Origin of the sequence: Leclercia sp. UBA5076 (genome assembly GCF_002416465.1) — a bacterium.
GTDB lineage: Bacteria > Pseudomonadota > Gammaproteobacteria > Enterobacterales > Enterobacteriaceae > Enterobacter.
Window position 1 is genome coordinate 76,677 of sequence record NZ_DIAO01000020.1, and the last position, 17,462, is coordinate 94,138.

General features: G+C 58.6%; 18 protein-coding genes. 13 read left to right on the forward strand and 5 right to left on the reverse strand.

What is annotated here, in order from left to right; genetic code table 11:
- Positions 1-48: 48 nt before the first annotated feature.
- From B3X29_RS20315 to B3X29_RS20325, 3 genes are read left to right on the forward strand one after another with little or no spacing between them, the layout of a single operon-like run.
- Entirely contained in the window at positions 49-396 is a 348-nt protein-coding gene (locus B3X29_RS20315; protein WP_103177645.1) for a YidH family protein, read from the forward strand.
- Entirely contained in the window at positions 386-748 is a 363-nt protein-coding gene (locus tag B3X29_RS20320) for a DUF202 domain-containing protein (protein ID WP_159340378.1), read from the forward strand. Before B3X29_RS20315 ends, B3X29_RS20320 begins: the two co-directional genes overlap by 11 nt.
- Complete coding sequence (locus tag B3X29_RS20325) at positions 745-1,848, forward strand: anaerobic sulfatase maturase (RefSeq protein ID WP_159340377.1); 1,104 nt, start codon at positions 745-747, stop codon at positions 1,846-1,848. The genes B3X29_RS20320 and B3X29_RS20325 overlap by 4 nt, the downstream gene beginning before the upstream one ends.
- Before the next feature lies 1 nt (position 1,849).
- Here B3X29_RS20325 and dsdA read toward each other — a convergent pair whose 3' ends face one another.
- From dsdA to tisB, 4 genes are all read right to left on the reverse strand, one after another.
- Positions 1,850-3,148: a D-serine ammonia-lyase gene (gene dsdA, locus B3X29_RS20330; protein ID WP_159340376.1), complete on the reverse strand. Its 1,299-nt coding sequence runs from the start codon at positions 3,146-3,148 to the stop codon at positions 1,850-1,852.
- A gap of 62 nt (positions 3,149-3,210) precedes the next feature.
- Positions 3,211-4,395, reverse strand: a complete 1,185-nt coding sequence (gene emrD / locus B3X29_RS20335; RefSeq protein ID WP_159340375.1) for a multidrug efflux MFS transporter EmrD — start codon at positions 4,393-4,395, stop codon at positions 3,211-3,213.
- Positions 4,396-4,581: 186 nt separating this feature from the next.
- On the reverse strand, positions 4,582-5,028 hold the full coding sequence (locus B3X29_RS20340) for a GNAT family N-acetyltransferase (protein WP_159340374.1): 447 nt from the start codon (positions 5,026-5,028) through the stop codon (positions 4,582-4,584).
- 73 nt (positions 5,029-5,101) lie between these two features.
- Positions 5,102-5,191 carry a type I toxin-antitoxin system toxin TisB gene (gene tisB, locus B3X29_RS20345; protein WP_039032257.1) on the reverse strand — a complete coding sequence of 30 codons (90 nt, stop codon included), beginning with the start codon at positions 5,189-5,191 and terminating at the stop codon, positions 5,102-5,104.
- 524 nt (positions 5,192-5,715) lie between these two features.
- Between tisB and ivbL the strand changes: the two genes are divergently transcribed.
- The 3 genes from ivbL to ilvN all read left to right on the forward strand — a co-directional run bounded on the left by ivbL (position 5,716) and on the right by ilvN (position 7,901).
- Complete coding sequence (gene ivbL / locus B3X29_RS20350; protein WP_103177650.1) at positions 5,716-5,814, forward strand: ilvB operon leader peptide IvbL; 99 nt, start codon at positions 5,716-5,718, stop codon at positions 5,812-5,814.
- Positions 5,815-5,921: 107 nt separating this feature from the next.
- Complete coding sequence (gene ilvB, locus B3X29_RS20355) at positions 5,922-7,610, forward strand: acetolactate synthase large subunit (protein ID WP_103177651.1); 1,689 nt, start codon at positions 5,922-5,924, stop codon at positions 7,608-7,610.
- A gap of 3 nt (positions 7,611-7,613) precedes the next feature.
- Positions 7,614-7,901 (forward strand): acetolactate synthase small subunit, encoded by a 288-nt coding sequence (gene ilvN, locus B3X29_RS20360; protein ID WP_039032259.1) that lies wholly within the window; start codon positions 7,614-7,616, stop codon positions 7,899-7,901.
- Between the two features lies 1 nt (position 7,902).
- Here ilvN and B3X29_RS20365 read toward each other — a convergent pair whose 3' ends face one another.
- A complete protein-coding gene (locus B3X29_RS20365; RefSeq protein ID WP_103177652.1) occupies positions 7,903-8,694 on the reverse strand; it encodes a DeoR family transcriptional regulator in 792 nt (263 codons plus the stop codon).
- Between the two features lie 323 nt (positions 8,695-9,017).
- Here B3X29_RS20365 and rbsK point away from each other — a divergent pair, with 323 nt between their 5' ends.
- The 7 genes from rbsK (at position 9,018) to uhpT (ending at position 17,328) form a co-directional block, all read left to right on the forward strand.
- Positions 9,018-9,938 carry a ribokinase gene (gene rbsK / locus B3X29_RS20370; protein ID WP_159340373.1) on the forward strand — a complete coding sequence of 307 codons (921 nt, stop codon included), beginning with the start codon at positions 9,018-9,020 and terminating at the stop codon, positions 9,936-9,938.
- A 29-nt stretch (positions 9,939-9,967) separates the two neighbouring features.
- Positions 9,968-11,284 carry an L-fucose:H+ symporter permease gene (gene fucP / locus B3X29_RS20375; RefSeq protein WP_103177654.1) on the forward strand — a complete coding sequence of 439 codons (1,317 nt, stop codon included), beginning with the start codon at positions 9,968-9,970 and terminating at the stop codon, positions 11,282-11,284.
- 11 nt (positions 11,285-11,295) lie between these two features.
- Positions 11,296-12,306 (forward strand): aldose 1-epimerase family protein, encoded by a 1,011-nt coding sequence (locus B3X29_RS20380; protein ID WP_159340372.1) that lies wholly within the window; start codon positions 11,296-11,298, stop codon positions 12,304-12,306.
- 82 nt (positions 12,307-12,388) lie between these two features.
- A complete protein-coding gene (gene uhpA / locus B3X29_RS20385; protein WP_159340371.1) occupies positions 12,389-12,979 on the forward strand; it encodes a transcriptional regulator UhpA in 591 nt (196 codons plus the stop codon).
- Positions 12,979-14,484 (forward strand): signal transduction histidine-protein kinase/phosphatase UhpB, encoded by a 1,506-nt coding sequence (gene uhpB, locus B3X29_RS20390; RefSeq protein ID WP_103177657.1) that lies wholly within the window; start codon positions 12,979-12,981, stop codon positions 14,482-14,484. The genes uhpA and uhpB overlap by 1 nt, the downstream gene beginning before the upstream one ends.
- Positions 14,477-15,796, forward strand: a complete 1,320-nt coding sequence (locus B3X29_RS20395) for an MFS transporter (protein ID WP_103177658.1) — start codon at positions 14,477-14,479, stop codon at positions 15,794-15,796. The genes uhpB and B3X29_RS20395 overlap by 8 nt, the downstream gene beginning before the upstream one ends.
- Positions 15,797-15,936: 140 nt before the next feature.
- Positions 15,937-17,328 carry a hexose-6-phosphate:phosphate antiporter gene (gene uhpT / locus B3X29_RS20400; RefSeq protein WP_103177659.1) on the forward strand — a complete coding sequence of 464 codons (1,392 nt, stop codon included), beginning with the start codon at positions 15,937-15,939 and terminating at the stop codon, positions 17,326-17,328.
- Positions 17,329-17,462: the final 134 nt, after the last annotated feature.

Genomic DNA, 17,462 nt, shown 5'->3' on the forward strand with positions numbered 1-17,462 from the left:
ATAAGGCGTTTTTATCGCCATCCGGCAACAACAGCAAAAGGAGTGCAGATGAAAATTTCCCGCCTCGGCGAAGCGCCGGATTATCGCTTCTCGCTGGCAAACGAGCGCACCTTTCTGGCCTGGATCCGCACCGCACTGGGCTTTCTGGCAGCCGGTGTCGGCCTTGACCAGCTGGCCCCCGACTTTGCCACGCCGGTGATCCGCCAGCTGCTGGCGCTGCTGCTGTGCCTCTTTTCCGGCGGGCTGGCGATCTACGGTTACCTGCGCTGGCTGCGTAATGAAAAGGCGATGCGCCTGAAAGAAGACCTGCCCTATACCCACAGCCTGCTGATTATCAGCCTGATCCTGATGGTGGTGGCGGTGATTGTCATGGGACTGGTGCTCTATGGCGGATAATCGCAAAGCCCGCCGCCTGGCCGATCCGGGACTGCAGCCGGAGCGGACCTCGCTCGCCTGGCTGCGCACCCTGCTGGGCTACGGCGCCCTGATGGTGCTGGCGGTTAAACACAACTGGCAGCAGGCAGGGCAGCTGTTCTGGGTGGCGCTGGGTGTACTGGCAATCGCGGCGCTGATCCTCTGGTATTACACCCGCAGCAGGGCGCAAATGGATGTTTCTCTGTATGATTTTTCATCATCCCGACCGGTGCATATTAAATTTTTGATCGCCCTCGCAGTGTTATCCCTCGCATTACTGTTTGCTGCTAGCCATGTCCACCATCTCATTATTTTTATCAGGGGTATTACATGACAGGATGTCAGGTTATGGCCAAGCCAGCCAGCTCACGATGCAACCTGAATTGCCGCTACTGTTTTTATATCGATAAGCCTAAACAGGCGATCATGGATGACGCCACCCTGGAAACCTTTATTCAACAGCATATCGCCGCCCAGCCCGGACCAGAGGTACAGTTCGCCTGGCAGGGCGGGGAACCGACCCTGTGCGGGCTGGATTTCTTTCGTCGTGTCGTGGAACTGCAACAGCGGCATGGCGCAGGAAAACGTATCCACAACGCTTTTCAGACCAACGGCATCCTGCTCAATGACGCCTGGTGTGTATTTTTTCGTGAACAGGGCTGGCTGGTGGGTATCTCTCTCGATGGGCCTGCGGCGCTGCATGATGCTTATCGCGTCAGCCGCAGCGGCAACCCTACTCATCATAAGGTGCTGGCGGCGATAGAGAAGCTGCGAGCGCATCAGGTGTCGTTTAATCTTCTGACGGTCATCAACCGGCAGAACAGCGGCCAGCCGGAGCGCATGTATCGCTATTTGCGCGCGCTGGGCACGCCGTATCTGCAGTTTCTTCCCCTGCTGGAGCACGACAACCCGGAATCAGTCAGCGATGCGCAGTGGGGAGCATTCCTGTCGTCGGTGTTTGATATCTGGGTGCGGGAGGATATTGGTCGCATCTTTGTGCAGCTTTTCGACTCGACGTTAGGGGTCTGGTGCGGCTATCCGTCGCAGATCTGTTCCCTCGCCGTCACCTGCGGCCACGCCTTCGCGCTGGAGGCGCAGGGCGATCTCTATCAATGCGATCACTATGTCTACCCCGAGTACCGGCTGGGTAACATCCACCAGACGCCGCTGGCAGAGCTTAATAACAGTGAGGCGGCCATCGCCTTTGGCCAGCGTAAAAAAACCACTTTACCCGGTGAGTGCCAGGCCTGCCCGGCGCTTTACCTGTGCAACGGCGACTGCCCGAAACACCGGGTGGAGGGCAAAAGCGCGCTGTGCGCGGGGTATCTGGCGTTCTTTCGCCATTGTGCCCCGCATATGCGGGTGATGCGCGATCTTATCCGCCATCACCGTTCGCCCATCGAGTTAATGACCCTGTTACGCCAGAGCCAGTAAGTTACCGCCCTTTTGCCAGATACTTCGCCATCTCCTCGTCCGGCACCATGCCGCCGCCGGTGGCCCACACCAGGTGGGTGGCGTTGTCCAGCGCATAGTGCCCGGCAGTGGCAAGACGTACCGGCCCGGCCATTCCCGCCAGCGCGGAGGGCTCAAGAAGAATCTGCTCCTCCTGCGCCAGCCAGCTCAGCATGTCATACATGCTCTGATCGGAGAGGGTATAGAACCCGTCGAGCAGGCGCTCCATGGCACGGCCAACAAAACCGGACGCGCGGCCTACCGCCAGGCCATCGGCCGCGGTGAGGTTATCGATCCCCAGATCCTGCACGGCAATCTGGTCATGTAGCCCGGTATAAACCCCCAGCAGCATGCACGGCGAATGAGTAGGTTCGGCAAAGAAGCAGTGCACATGGTCGCCAAAGGCCAGCTTCAGCCCAAACGCCACGCCGCCAGGGCCGCCGCCGACGCCGCATGGCAGATAGACAAACAGGGGATGATCCCTGTCCACCACCCGGCCCTGGTCAGCAAACTGCGCTTTCAGTCGTGCGCCTGCCACGGCATAGCCTAAAAACAGGGTACGGGAGTTTTCATCGTCAATGAAGAAACAGTTCGGATCGCTTTCGGCCGCTTTGCGGCCTTGCTCCACCGCCACGCCGTAGTCCTGCTCATATTCCACCACCGTCACGCCGTGGCTGCGCAGTTTCGCTTTTTTCCATTCCCGGGCATCGGCGGACATATGGACCGTCACCTTAAAGCCGATGCGGGCGCTCATGATGCCGATGGACATCCCCAGGTTGCCGGTCGACCCCACGGCGATGCTGTACTGGCTGAAGAAATCTTTGAAGCGCGGCTCCAGCAGGATGCTGTAATCCTCCTCCGGCGTTAACAGGCCCGCGGCGAGGGCCTGTTTTTCCGCGTGGGTGAGCACCTCATAGATGCCGCCGCGGGCTTTGATGGAGCCGGAGATCGGCAGATGACTGTCTTTTTTCAACAGCAACGTGCCGGGAAGGGTGATATCGAACGCCGTCTCCAGCCGCTTGTGCATCCCCGGTATGGCGACCAGCTCCGATTCGATAATCCCGTTTGTGGCCGCCGTTTCCGGGAACGCTTTCGCCAGGTACGGCGCAAACCGCGCCAGGCGCGCGTGGGCATCATCCACGTCGGCCTGGGTCAGGCCAACGTGCGGCAACCCTTCGGCCAGCGTGGTGGCTTTGGGGTTAAGCCAGGTGGTCTCTTTCAGGGCGATCAGCGCATTGAGCAGGGGATATTGCGCGATTAATGTCTGGGTCTGTGGCGTCATAGGTTCCTCGCAGGCGTTATCCCCTTAAGAAAACAGGAAACGGACGCGAGGGCAAGTGAACGCTACACCGCCTGCTGGTGATGTGAGGCGCGGGAGGCCAGCGGCAGCCAGCACAGCACAATCAGCAGCCCCATTAAGGTCATCAGCAGACCAAGGCTGGCCTGTCCGTTTTGCGGCATCATCGCCGAGAGCCAGGCCAGCGCGCCGGAGCCGATATTCTGCAATCCTCCCACCAGCGCCCCGGCGGTACCCGCGAGGAACGGGAAGGGCTCCATCGCGCCGCTGGTCGCCAGCGGGAAGAGCATCCCCGCGCCAAAGAAGAAGAGCGCAGCCGGGATCAGCAGGGTCCAGACATTCATCACCCCGAACAGCCCCGGGATCCACATCATCAGCCCCGCCAGCAGGCAGCTTGCCACCGACTGCCACATCAGGGTGGTAAAGCGTTTATTGGCGCGTCCGGCAAACCATGCGCCGAAGAACGCCGCCGGGATCGGCAGAATAAACAGAATACTTACCACCATACTGCTGAGACCCAGCCCGGCGCCCAACAGCACGCCCGAACTGGCTTCGAATACGGCGATACCCGCCAGGCCCCCAATCAGCATCAGCACGTAGCAGTTAAACGCCCCGTTGCCGAAAAGGATTTTGTAGCTGGTGAGCAGTCTGGTGCGAGGCGCCTCAGCGGGCCGGGTTTCCGGCATCCAGCGCGCCATGCTGAAGGTAACGATGGCGCACAGCATCAGCAGGAAGCCATAGCAGGCCCGCCATGACCAGACGGTATCCAGCAGGCCGCCAATCAGCGGCGCCAGCAGCGGGCTCACCAGGATGCCCATGTTCAGCAGGCTATTGGCGTGGCGCAACTGGGTGCCCTGATACATATCCCGCGGCAGCGTGCGTGCCATCACCCCGCCGACGCCGGTGCCGACGCCCTGCAACGCGCTGGCGGCAATCAGCACGCTCAGGCTGTGGGTGGTCATGGCGATGACCGTCGCGATCATAAAAATCGTCATGCCGACCAGGATCACCGGGCGGCGACCCACGCGGTCCGAAAGCGGGCCGTAGACGAGCTGCGATACCCCATAGGTCAGCAGATAGGCGCCCATCACGCTCTGGATCGCCCCTTCGCGGACCTGGAGTTCCTTCGCCATGTCCGCAATGGCCGGGATATAGATGGTTTGCGCCATCTGACCGACGGCGACCAGCAAGATCAACATCAAGAGTAAATTAACGTTCCGCTGTTTTTTCATGTCGCTGAATACTTTTGCCAAAAGTGAGAAATAAAGAATAAGTAACTACGCATTCCCATAAATGCGCGAGGAATCTACCACAGGAAAATGACAAGTTAAGTACCCGGCTGAATAACGGGAAGAGGCAAGAAGGCAGGATTTTTAAACGACAGCGGCAACGAATGTTGCCAGCGTTAATTCATTTGCTTAAACCGCGCAAAACAGCCGGTGCGTCACGCGCGGTTCATCGGCGACCAGCGTAAAGCCTGACCGCTGGTAGAAGGCCCAGGCGGTCTGGGGCGCATGGGTATTGAGAAAATCGAACCATATGCTGGCATCGGCCATCACCACATCGAGCAGCTGCCTGCCGATACCCTGCCCGCGACACTTTTCGCTGATATAGAAATGGCGGATGCGACCGGCCCGCGGCTGCTGGCTGAACGGATCGCGGTTTAGTCCGCAAATTCCTACCAGCTTGCCATTGAGAAACGCACCCAGCAGCTTTTCGCCGGGGGCATTGAAGCGGTTTTCGCCGCGCTGCCAGTTCTCTTCCAGCCTGCGCAGCATGTTGAAATTAAGCGCGACGCTCTCGGCCTTAAGCGCGATATACCCCGGTTCGTCCGGCGTAACGGGTTCAATTAGCAAACGCGACATAGCATTCCCTCGTTATTATCGTTGTTAAAGAGGGGCGGTTTCCCGCCCCTCTTCGGTGCGACTTGAACCTGAATTACTTCACGTATTTCAGGACAGCATCAAGCAGTTGCAGTGCTGCAACAATGAGTTTGAGGATAAGTACAACCATATCCACTACGCTCATACGCGTCTCCTCTGGTTAAGGAGCACGATGCTGGCGTACCTTTCCGCCGCCTGTGACCAGCACCTTTGTTGACGTAACACAGTGTGCTCAGTTGGGGAGTGGAGGCGCTGACGGCACCACCCGTTTCAGCCAGGACTTCGTTGCGCCGGTGTACTACGAGCGGCTCCCCTCACACCCTGTGAACACCACCAGTATAGATAAATACTGTATATATGAACAGTAATTTATGGACAAAACGTGAAGGGCGATCCATACTCAAATGCGTCAAAATCCGTGCCCCAAATTGCGCGTTCCTGTGCGATCGCGTATACTTCGGGCGTTGACGTAACACAGTGTGCTCTGCGGTCACCAGCCGCAAACGCTGTAAAAAAAACCTCGCTCCGGCGGGGTTTTTTGTTTTCATCACCTAATAAACGAAACGTGATCCCTGACGCATTTTTGCGCAGATGAAAATATTTCCATTGTCACGCCTGAAAACCTGTGTTTGTATAAATTCTATCAATGATTCCAGAGACAGGTTCCTAATGACCTCTTCCATGCTGACCTCGACCCTACTAAAAACTGCGCAACCAGCCGCAGTGGTCGTCGTGCGTGTGGTGGTCGTCGTCGGCAATGCGCCGTAGGGACTGGATCAACACACGATTCCAAACCCCGCCGGCGCAAACCGGCGGGGTTTTTCGTTTAAAGCCCCCCGGAAAGTCGGCTCAGATCACAATAAGAGGACTGGAGCATGGCAAGTTCGGGCACAACATCACACAAGACGCGTTTCACAGGCGCGCAGTTAATCGTTCATCTGCTGGAACGTCAGGGCATTACCACGGTTGCGGGTATCCCTGGCGGAACGGTACTCCCGCTGTATGACGCCTTAAGCCAGAGCACGCAGATCCGTCACGTGCTGGCGCGACACGAACAGGGCGCAGGCTTTATCGCCCAGGGCATGGCGCGTACCCAGGGCAAACCGGCGGTTTGCATGGCCTGTAGCGGGCCGGGGGCCACCAACCTGGTGACCGCCATCGCCGACGCGCGTCTCGACTCCATTCCGTTAGTCTGCATTACCGGCCAGGTGCCTGCCTCGATGATCGGCACCGATGCGTTTCAGGAAGTGGACACCTACGGCATCTCTATCCCCATCACCAAGCACAACTATTTAGTGCGCGATATCAGCGAATTACCGCAGGTTATCAGCGATGCGTTCCGTATCGCCCAGTCCGGTCGTCCGGGTCCGGTGTGGATAGACATTCCTAAGGATGTGCAGACCGCTGAAATTGAGATCGAGGTACTGCCAGAGCCAGGCACCCGTGCGCCATCGCCGGCATTCAGCGCGGAGAGCGTGCGCGAGGCGGCGGCGATGATTAACGCCGCCCAGCGTCCGGTGCTCTATCTGGGCGGCGGGGTGATCGACGCGCCTGATGCGGTGCGTACCCTGGCAGAAAAGGCCAACCTGCCAACCACCATGACCCTGATGGCGCTGGGCATGCTGCCTAAAGCGCACCCGCTGTCGCTGGGCATGCTCGGGATGCATGGCGCGCGCAGCACCAACTTTATTCTGCAGGAAGCTGACCTGCTGATCGTTCTCGGGGCACGTTTTGATGACCGGGCGATCGGCAAAACCGAGCAGTTCTGCCCGAACGCCAAAATCATTCACGTGGATATCGACCGCGCCGAGCTGGGCAAAATCAAGCAGCCACACGTGGCGATCCAGGGCGATGTTAACGAGGTGCTGGCGCAGCTGCTGCCGCACATCGACGCCACCCCGCGCACCGCGTGGCGTGAGCAGGTCACCGGTCTGCAGCAGGAGTTCCCGGGCGCTATCCCGACCGGCGGCGATCCGCTGAGCCACTACGGGCTGATTAACGCCGTGGCCGCCTGCGTGGACGACAGCGCCATTATCACCACCGACGTGGGACAGCATCAGATGTGGACCGCCCAGGCCTATCCACTGAACCGTCCGCGTCAGTGGCTGACCTCCGGCGGGCTGGGGACCATGGGCTTTGGCCTGCCTGCGGCAGTGGGCGCGGCGCTGGCGAATCCGGACCGCAAGGTGATCTGCTTCTCCGGCGACGGCAGCCTGATGATGAACATCCAGGAGATGGCCACCGCGGCGGAAAATCAGTTGGATGTGAAAATCATTCTGATGAACAACGAAGCGCTGGGCCTGGTGCATCAGCAGCAGAGCCTGTTCTACAAGCAGGGCGTCTTTGCCGCCACCTATCCGGGGATGATTAACTTTATGCAGATTGCCGCCGGGTTTGGCCTGCACACCTGCGATCTGAATGCCGAAGAGGATGCGCAGGCCGCACTTCAGGCGGCGATCTCGCGCCCAGGCCCGGCACTGATCCACGTGCGTATCGATCCACAACAAAAAGTTTATCCGATGGTACCGCCGGGTGCGGCCAATACAGAAATGGTGGGGGAATAAGCCATGCAGAAGCAAAATGATAACGTCATTCTGGAACTCACCGTCCGCAACCACCCAGGCGTCATGACCCACGTCTGCGGGCTGTTTGCCCGCCGGGCGTTCAACGTGGAAGGCATCCTCTGTTTACCAATCCAGGGCAGCGAGCACAGCCGTATCTGGCTACTGGTGAATGATGACCAGCGTCTGGAGCAGATGATGGCCCAGATCGACAAGCTGGAAGATGTGGTGAAAGTGGTGCGTAACCAGTCCGATCCGACCATGTTTAACAAAATTGCGGTGTTCTTCGAGTAACTTACTCCCCGGCGGCGTCCGGGGTGATGATTTTCACAAAGCCGTTCCGGCAGTGGGCCGGGTAGTCTGCCGGAAGCGGGCGGTCGCTGATCAGCACATCAAATGCCGACAGCGGCCCGATGCTGGCGGGGGCCACTTCATCAAACAGGGCGTAACGGGCCAGCAGGATCTTGCGGATGCCATGTTGCATGGCTTTGCGCTTGGTGGCGAGATCGTCAAGGTTAAACCAGGTAACCCCATAGTGCTCATGCACGCCGCTGGCGGAGATAAACACCTTGCGCGGGTTCAGGGAGTCCAGTATCGACGGGTTGCTGGTGTCATAAAACGCATCGCTTTTTGCCCGGTAGGTGCCGCCACACAAAATGGCGGTGGCGTTGGGCTTCTCATTAAGCGCCATAAATACGCGATGGGAATAGCAGATGCCGGTAAAGGTAATGTCGTCGGGGATCATGCTAATCACCAGCGGCATCTCCGGGCCATTATCAAAAAAGACCAGGTCGTTTTCCGCCACCATGCCCGCCGCCAGAATGGCGATAGGCAGATCGTCGGGGTGGTGAGTCTGGCTGCGTACCACCGGTGCGGCAGGCGCGGTGGCCGGTTTATTAACCATCACGATATAGCCGCCCAGCAGGGTCAGGGGCAGCACGGTCTCATGGTTATCCGGGCTGAGATCGCGACGGATAGTCATAACGGAGACTTCAAGCATCCGGGCGGCATCTTTCAGATGGATGCGGTCGGTTTTTTTTAACAGCTCCACCAGACGCCGGATTCGTTCTTTTTGCTTCGTCTCCATTCACCCTCTCCGCACAGTAGGATGTTCCTTTAAACACATGCATGATGCGTCAGGAACATTTTTGTTGCGTCATACTATACTGCCGCCCGGCCGGAAAGAAAAGCCGCTTCTGAAACTGTCATTATCATCCAATCTGTTGTAATTAATGAGTTAATTTTAAATTCCCGACATTGCTTTTCACTTTTAACTCCGCGCGAAGATTAAACATTAACCGACGTCAATGGATCCGCTAATCGCGATCGCAGTCACAAATGATACGGAAATAACATGATAATGTTACGATAATATCATTGTTGAGTGATTGTTTCAGAGAGGTAGTAAACATGGATATCGCGGTTATCGGCTCCAACATGGTGGATCTCATCACCTATATCAATCAGATGCCGAAAGAGGGCGAAACCCTTGAAGCCCCGGCCTTTAAAATTGGCTGCGGCGGCAAAGGGGCGAATCAGGCGGTGGCGGCGGCCAAGCTCAACTCCAAAGTGATGATGCTCACCAAAGTCGGTGACGATATCTTTGCCGATAACACCATCCGTAATCTGGAGTCCTGGGGCATCAACACCACCTATGTGGAAAAAGTGCCATGCACCAGCAGCGGCGTGGCGCCGATTTTTGTTAATGCCAACTCCAGCAACAGCATTCTGATTGTGAAGGGGGCCAATAAATTCCTTTCGCCGGAAGATATCGACCGCGCGGCAGAGGATCTGAAAAAGTGCCAGCTTATTGTCCTGCAGCTGGAAGTTCAGCTGGAAACGGTTTATCACGCCATTGAGTTTGGCAAGAAACATGGCATTAAGGTGTTATTAAATCCGGCTCCTGCACTGCGTGAATTAGATATGTCCTACGCCTGTAAATGCGATTTCTTTGTACCCAATGAAACCGAGCTGGAAATTCTGACCGGCATGCCGGTAAATACCTACGAAAATATCTGCCTCGCGGCGCGTTCGCTGGTAGATAAAGGGCTGAATAATATTATCGTCACGATGGGTGAAAAAGGAGCGCTATGGCTCACCCGTGATAAAGAAGTAGTGGTTCCGGCCTTTAAAGTGAATGCCGTTGACACCAGCGGAGCGGGTGATGCCTTTATCGGCTGCTTTGCCCACTACTATGTGCAGAGCGGCAACGTCGAAGCCGCCATGAAAAAAGCCTCCCTCTTTGCCGCCTTCAGCGTCACCGGGAAAGGCACCCAGTCTTCTTACCCCAGCATCGAACAATTCAATGAGTTTCTGGCATTGAACGAATAATAAAACCCTGCGAAATAAAAGGTAGCACTATGAACGATAAAAACATCATTCAGATGCCTGACGGCTATCTGAATAAAACCCCTCTGTTCCAGTTTATTTTGTTATCCTGCTTATTCCCATTATGGGGATGCGCTGCTGCTTTAAATGATATTTTAATTACGCAGTTTAAAAGCGTCTTTGCACTCAGCAATTTTGCCTCGGCGCTGGTGCAAAGCGCATTTTATGGCGGTTATTTCCTGATAGCTATTCCGGCCTCGCTGGTAATTAAAAAGACCAGCTATAAAGTGGCGATCTTAATCGGATTAACGCTCTATATCGTAGGCTGTACGCTCTTTTTCCCGGCCTCGCACATGGCAACCTACACCATGTTCCTGGCGGCCATCTTTGCCATCGCGATTGGTCTGAGCTTCCTCGAAACGGCGGCTAATACCTACAGCTCAATGATCGGCTCGAAAGCCTATGCCACGCTGCGCCTGAACGTTAGCCAGACCTTCTACCCGATTGGCGCTGCCGCAGGCATCCTGCTGGGTAAATATCTGGTCTTCTCCGAAGGCGACAGCCTGGAAAAACAGATGGCAGGCATGAACGCCGAGCAGATCCACAACTTTAAGATCCTGATGCTGGAGAACACGCTGGAGCCTTACAAGTATATGATTATGGTTCTGGTGGTGGTGATGGTTCTGTTTCTGTTAACCCGCTTCCCCACCTGCAAAGTGGCGCAAACCACGGAGCGTAAGCGCCCGTCGGCGATGGATACCCTGCGCTACCTCGCCACCAATGCCCGCTTCCGTCGCGGTATTGTGGCGCAGTTCCTCTATGTGGGCATGCAGGTGGCGGTGTGGTCATTCACCATCCGTCTGGCGCTGGAGCTGGGCGATATCAACGAACGCGACGCCTCCAACTTTATGGTCTACAGCTTTGCCTGCTTCTTCATCGGCAAGTTCATCGCCAACGTTCTGATGACCCGCTTCAACCCGGCGAAGGTGCTCATTATGTACTCGGTGGTCGGCGCGCTGTTCCTGGCCTATGTGGCGCTGGCGCCAGGCTTTAGCGCGGTTTACGTTGCGGTGTTGGTCAGTATTCTCTTCGGGCCATGCTGGGCCACTATCTACGCCGGAACCCTGGATACCGTGGACAACGAACATACCGAAATGGCGGGCGCGGTGATCGTGATGGCGATTGTGGGCGCGGCGGTGGTCCCTGCGGTACAGGGCTATGTCGCCGATCTGTTCCACTCGCTGCAGGCTTCGTTCCTGGTTTCAATGCTGTGCTTTGTTTACGTGGGCGTCTACTTCTGGCGTGAGAGCAAAGTGCGCCGCGAATTGACCGAAGCCACCGCTTCCTGAGGAGGATCACCATGACGCAACTTCCCCTGTGGCGCGCACTCTTTACCGAACAGCCGCGCATCCTGCTGCAAAACGATGACTTCACGGTGACGGCGTTTCGCTACGCCAGCGGCGTGGAGGGGCTGCGGGTGGAAAACAGCCGCGGTCACCTGGTGATCCTCCCCTGGCTGGGGCAGATGATCTGGGATGCGGAGTTTGATGGCCGCGACCTGACGATGCGCAATATGTTCCGCCAGCCCAAAGCGGCAAAAGAGGTGGTGGAAACCTATGGCTGCTTCGCCTTCCACTCTGGCCTGCTGGCAAATGGTTGCCCGTCGCCGGAGGATACCCATCCGCTACACGGTGAAATGCCCTGCGCGCCAATGGATGAAGCCTGGCTGGAGCTGAGCGGCGACAGCCTGCGGGTGACCGGACGCTATGAGTACGTGATGGGCTTCGGTCATCACTACCAGGCGCAGCCCGCGGTGACATTACGTAAAGCCAGCGCCCTGTTTGAGATCACCATGGCTGTAACCAACCTGGCGACGGTGCCCATGCCGCTCCAGTACATGTGCCATATGAACTATGCGTATGTTGAGGGGGCCACCTTCAGCCAGAACGTCCCGGATGAAGCCATTCAGCTGCGCGAGTCGATCCCGGCGCACGTTAAACCTACCGAACAGTGGCTGGCGTTCAACCAGCGTGTACAGCAGGGCGAAGCGACCCTGAAGACCCTCTCTGAACCGCAATTTTACGATCCGGAGATTGTCTTCTTCACCGACCAGCTCGATCGTTATACGGATAGCCCGGAATTCCGCATGATCGCCCCGGATGGCGTCACCTTTGTTACGCGTTTTGCCAGCGCCGAACTGAACTACGCCACCCGCTGGATACTCTACAACGGCGATCAGCAGGTGGCGGCGTTCGTGCTTCCGGCCACCTGCCGCCCGGAAGGGTTCCTGGCGGCACAGCACAGCGGCAGCCTGATTTCGCTGGCTCCGGCCGAAACCCGCCGCTTTACGGTGACCACAGGCATCCTCTGACGGCACGAATCGTTCATCGCTTGAACAGTAACGCGCTTATCGCTAAGGTAAGCGCGTTTTTTAATCCCGCCAGGAATGCACCATGACCACCATCGCCCTTATCGACGATCACCTTATCGTCCGCTCCGGATTTGCCCAGCTGCTGAGCCTGGAGCCCGATTTTCAGGTGGTGGCCGAGTTCGGCTCCGGCCGCGAGGCGCTGGCCGGCCTGCCGGGATGCGGGGTGCAGGTCTGTATCTGCGATATCTCAATGCCGGACCTCTCCGGGCTGGAGCTGCTGAGCCAGCTGCCGAAGGGAATAACGACCATCATGCTCTCGGTTCACGACAGTCCGGCGCTGGTGGAGCAGGCGCTGAACTCGGGGGCGCGCGGGTTTCTCTCCAAACGCTGCAGCCCGGACGAGCTGATTGCCGCCGTGCGCACCGTCGCCACCGGCGGTTGCTACCTGACGCCAGATATCGCCCTCAAGCTGGCGGCCGGACGCCAGGACCCGCTTACCCGACGCGAACGCCAGGTGGCGGAAAAGCTGGCTCAGGGAATGGCGGTGAAAGAGATCGCCCTTGAGCTTGGCCTGTCGCCAAAAACCGTACACGTTCACCGCGCCAACCTGATGGAAAAACTGGGCGTCAGCAATGACGTTGAGCTGGCGCGCCGCATGTTTGACGGCTGGTAATGCACGCCTTTTTCTCCCGGCTGGTGGCGGTGGTCGCCAGCTTCTTTATCTTCTCTGCCGCCTGGTTCTGCCTGTGGAGCATCAGCCTGCATCTGGTAGAACGCCCGGAGCTGGCGGTGTTGCTGTTCCCTTTCGGCCTGCGGCTGGGGCTGATGCTGCAATGCCCGCGCGGCTACTGGCCGGTTTTATTGGGTGCAGAGTGGCTGATGCTGATCTGGTTGTCGCAGGAAGTCGCCCTCGCGTATCTGCCCTTATTGATGACCGGAAGCCTGCTCACGCTCCTCCCGGTTGCGCTTATTTCCCGCTATCGTCACCAGCGCGACTGGCGCACCCTGCTGCGCCAGGGGGCGGCGCTGATCGCCGCCGCGCTGTTGCAGTCCCTGCCGTGGGTGGGCGAAAAGGAGATGCTGAACACCCTGCTGCTGACCCTGACCGGCGGCCTGACCCTGGCCCCGACCTGCCTCGTCATCTGGCATTACCTCACCAGCACCGTCTGGCAGCCCCTTGGCCCGGCGTTGGTTTCTCAGCCCGTCAACTGGCGCGCCCGGCATCTCATCTGGTATCTGCTGCTGTTTGTGGTGAGCCTGTGGTTGCAGCTTGGCCTGCCCGCAGAGCTGTCGCGCTTTACGCCGTTTTGTCTGGCGCTGCCGATCATCGCGCTCGCCTGGCATTACGGCTGGCAGGGGGCGTTGATCGCCACGCTGATGAACGCCATCGCGCTGATTGCCAGCCAGACCTGGCACGATCACCCGGTGGATCTGCTGCTCTCTCTGCTGGCCCAGAGCCTGACCGGGCTGCTGCTCGGCGCGGGCATTCAGCGTCTGCGTGAGCTGAACCAGTCCCTGCAAACCGAGCTGTCGCGCAATCGCCGCCTGGCAGAACGCCTGCTGGAGACCGAAGAGAGCGTGCGCCAGGAGGTGGCGCGTGAACTGCACGACGACATCGGCCAGACCATTACCGCCATTCGTACCCAGGCGGGTATCGTCCAGCGTCTGGCGGCGGACAACGCCGGGGTGAAGCAGGGCGGGGCGCATATCGAACAGCTCTCGCTGGGCGTGTATGACTCGGTGCGTCGCCTGCTGGGCAGGCTGCGTCCGCGCCAGCTGGACGATCTGACCCTGGAACAGGCGGTGCGCTCCCTGATGCGTGAGATGGAGCTGGAGAGCCGCGGCATCGTCAGCCATCTCGACTGGTGCATTGATGAATCATTGCTGAGTGAAGGCCAGCGCGTCACGCTGTTTCGCGTCTGTCAGGAAGGGCTGAACAATATCGTCAAACACGCCAACGCCAGCGCGGTGACGCTGCAGGGCTGGCAGCAGGATGAAAGCCTCAGGCTGGTGATTGAAGACGATGGCTGCGGCCTGCCGCCGGGCTCAGGGCAACAAGGCTTTGGCCTGGCGGGGATGCGCGAACGCGTGAAGGCGCTGGGCGGCACGCTGACTATCTCCTGCACACACGGGACGCGCGTCAGCGTCAGTTTACCGCTTCGGAGTCACCATGTTTAAACCCCCTGTCGATGCAGTCCCGATAAGCGATAAGGCGGAAATCGACGCCCGCTATCGTTACTGGCGACGCCATATTCTGATCACCCTCTGGCTCGGCTACGCGCTGTTCTACTTCACCCGCAAAAGCTTTAACGCCGCCGCGCCGGAGATCCTCGCCAGCGGGGTGATGACCCGCACCGATATCGGCCTGCTGGCGACGCTGTTTTACATCACCTATGGCCTGTCGAAGTTCTTCTCCGGCATCGTCAGCGACCGCTCCAACGCCCGCTACTTTATGGGTTTTGGCCTGATCGCCACCGGGGTGGTGAACATCCTGTTCGGCTTCTCCACCTCGCTCTGGGCCTTCGCCCTGCTGTGGGCGCTGAACGCCTTTTTCCAGGGCTGGGGCGCGCCGGTCTGTGCCCGCCTGCTCACCGCCTGGTATTCGCGCAACGAGCGCGGCGGCTGGTGGGCGATCTGGAACACCGCCCATAACGTCGGCGGGGCGCTGATCCCGATGGTGGTCGGTGCCGCAGCGCTGCACTACGGCTGGCGCGCGGGGATGATGATTGCCGGTTGTCTCGCGATCCTCGCCGGGCTGTTTCTCTGCTGGCGTCTGCGCGATCGGCCGCAAACCGTGGGTCTGCCGGCGGTGGGCGACTGGCGGCACGACGCGCTGGAGATTGCCCAGCAGCAGGAGGGGGCCGGGCTGTCCCGCCAGGCGATCCTCACCCGATATGTGCTGAAAAACCCCTATATCTGGCTGCTGTCGCTCTGCTACGTGCTGGTCTACGTGGTGCGCGCGGCGATCAATGACTGGGGCAATCTGTACATGTCCGAGACGCTGGGTGTGGATCTGGTCACCGCCAACTCGGCGGTGACGATGTTTGAGCTGGGCGGGTTTATCGGCGCGCTGGTGGCGGGCTGGGGCTCGGATAAGCTCTTCAACGGCAACCGTGGTCCAATGAACCTGATTTTTGCCGCCGGGATTTTGCTCTCGGTCGGTTCCCTGTGGCTGATGCCGTTTGCCAGCTACGTGATGCAGGCGGCGTGCTTCTTTACCATCGGCTTCTTTGTGTTTGGCCCGCAGATGCTGATCGGCATGGCGGCGGCGGAGTGCTCCCACAAGGACGCGGCAGGGGCGGCGACCGGTTTTGTCGGGCTGTTCGCCTATCTCGGGGCATCGCTTTCCGGCTGGCCGCTGGCCAGGGTGATCGACACCTGGCACTGGAGCGGGTTCTTCGCGGTGATCGCCATCGCGGCGGGGATTTCGGCCCTGCTGCTGCTGCCGTTCCTTAACGCCCAGGCCCCGCGTGAAGCCAGTGTGATGTGATGCGCCTCACCTTTTCACCGCGAGTGGCGCGAAACTAAGAAATTTTCCCGGTTCCGCCTGGACGCTGTCTCAGGCATCTCTCCTGGCTGATTTTTACAATGCCTGCCATTCGCAGGTAAAAATCAGCTCAGGAGCAAACCATGCTGGCCTTCCTCAATCAGGTGCGCAAGCCGACCCTGGATCTGCCGCTCGATGTGCGGCGCAAAATGTGGTTCAAACCCTTCATGCAGTCCTACCTGGTGGTCTTTATCGGCTACCTGACCATGTATCTGATCCGCAAAAACTTTAACATCGCGCAGAACGACATGATCTCGACCTACGGGCTGAGCATGACCCAGTTGGGGATGATTGGCCTCGGTTTCTCCATCACCTACGGGGTGGGGAAAACCGTTGTCTCGTACTATGCGGACGGCAAAAACACCAAGCAGTTCCTGCCGTTTATGCTGATCCTCTCCGCCATCTGTATGCTCGGCTTCAGCGCCAGCATGGGCGCGGGCTCCGTCAGCCTGTTCCTGATGATCGCCTTCTACGCCCTGAGCGGTTTCTTCCAGAGTACCGGCGGGTCGTGCAGCTACTCCACCATCACCAAATGGACCCCGCGCCGCAAGCGGGGCTCGTACCTCGGCATGTGGAACATCTCCCACAACCTCGGCGGGGCGGGTGCGGCAGGGGTGGCGCTGTTCGGCGCGAACTACCTCTTCGACGGCCACGTGATCGGCATGTTTATCTTCCCGTCGATTATCGCCCTGATCGTCGGCTTTATCGGCCTGCGCTTCGGCAGCGACTCCCCGGAATCATACGGTCTGGGTAAAGCCGAAGAGCTGTTTAACGAAGAGATCAGCGAAGAGGACAAAGAGACTGAAGAGAACGAGATGACCAAATGGCAGATCTTTGTTGAGTACGTGCTGAAAAACAAAGTGATCTGGCTGCTCTGCTTCTCCAATATCTTCCTGTACGTGGTGCGCATCGGTATCGACCAGTGGTCAACCGTGTATGCCTTCCAGGAGCTGAAGCTCTCCAAAGAGGTGGCGATCCAGGGCTTCACCCTGTTTGAAGTAGGCGCGCTGGTCGGCACCCTGCTGTGGGGCTGGCTCTCGGATCTCGCCAATGGCCGTCGTGCGCTGGTGGCCTGCGTCGCGCTGGCGCTGATTATCGCCACGCTGGGTATTTATCAGCATGCCAGCAACCAGTACGTCTATCTCGCCTCCCTGTTCGCGCTCGGCTTCCTGGTCTTTGGTCCGCAGCTGTTGATCGGCGTGGCGGCGGTAGGTTTTGTGCCGAAAAAAGCGATCGGCGCTGCCGATGGGATTAAAGGCACCTTCGCTTACCTGATCGGCGACAGCTTCGCCAAGCTGGGTCTGGGGATGATTGCCGACGGCACGCCGATCTTCGGCCTCACCGGCTGGGCAGGCACCTTTGCCGCGCTGGATGCGGCAGCCATCGGCTGTATCGTCCTGATGGCGATGGTTGCGGTGCTGGAAGAGCGCAAGATCCGCCGCGAAAAACGCGTGCAACGTTTGAAAGCAGCCTGAGTATGCAGGTAACTTTTTGCCCGGCGTGATGCCGGGCTTTTTTACATTCTCACCCCGATTACCTTACCCCGCTTTACACATCCGCTCCGTCCTATGCTCTACAGTTTTAGTTTGCTGCCGCCTTTCGCGCAGCC

Coding starts and splice junctions, on each gene's coding strand:
- B3X29_RS20315 (WP_103177645.1), top strand. CDS start 49: ATGAAAATTTCCCGCCTCGGCGAAGCGCCGGATTATCGCTTCTCGCTG.
- B3X29_RS20320 (WP_159340378.1), top strand. CDS start 386: ATGGCGGATAATCGCAAAGCCCGCCGCCTGGCCGATCCGGGACTGCAG.
- B3X29_RS20325 (WP_159340377.1), top strand. CDS start 745: ATGACAGGATGTCAGGTTATGGCCAAGCCAGCCAGCTCACGATGCAAC.
- dsdA (WP_159340376.1), bottom strand. CDS start 3,148: ATGACGCCACAGACCCAGACATTAATCGCGCAATATCCCCTGCTCAAT.
- emrD (WP_159340375.1), bottom strand. CDS start 4,395: ATGAAAAAACAGCGGAACGTTAATTTACTCTTGATGTTGATCTTGCTG.
- B3X29_RS20340 (WP_159340374.1), bottom strand. CDS start 5,028: ATGTCGCGTTTGCTAATTGAACCCGTTACGCCGGACGAACCGGGGTAT.
- tisB (WP_039032257.1), bottom strand. CDS start 5,191: ATGAGCGTAGTGGATATGGTTGTACTTATCCTCAAACTCATTGTTGCA.
- ivbL (WP_103177650.1), top strand. CDS start 5,716: ATGACCTCTTCCATGCTGACCTCGACCCTACTAAAAACTGCGCAACCA.
- ilvB (WP_103177651.1), top strand. CDS start 5,922: ATGGCAAGTTCGGGCACAACATCACACAAGACGCGTTTCACAGGCGCG.
- ilvN (WP_039032259.1), top strand. CDS start 7,614: ATGCAGAAGCAAAATGATAACGTCATTCTGGAACTCACCGTCCGCAAC.
- B3X29_RS20365 (WP_103177652.1), bottom strand. CDS start 8,694: ATGGAGACGAAGCAAAAAGAACGAATCCGGCGTCTGGTGGAGCTGTTA.
- rbsK (WP_159340373.1), top strand. CDS start 9,018: ATGGATATCGCGGTTATCGGCTCCAACATGGTGGATCTCATCACCTAT.
- fucP (WP_103177654.1), top strand. CDS start 9,968: ATGAACGATAAAAACATCATTCAGATGCCTGACGGCTATCTGAATAAA.
- B3X29_RS20380 (WP_159340372.1), top strand. CDS start 11,296: ATGACGCAACTTCCCCTGTGGCGCGCACTCTTTACCGAACAGCCGCGC.
- uhpA (WP_159340371.1), top strand. CDS start 12,389: ATGACCACCATCGCCCTTATCGACGATCACCTTATCGTCCGCTCCGGA.
- uhpB (WP_103177657.1), top strand. CDS start 12,979: ATGCACGCCTTTTTCTCCCGGCTGGTGGCGGTGGTCGCCAGCTTCTTT.
- B3X29_RS20395 (WP_103177658.1), top strand. CDS start 14,477: ATGTTTAAACCCCCTGTCGATGCAGTCCCGATAAGCGATAAGGCGGAA.
- uhpT (WP_103177659.1), top strand. CDS start 15,937: ATGCTGGCCTTCCTCAATCAGGTGCGCAAGCCGACCCTGGATCTGCCG.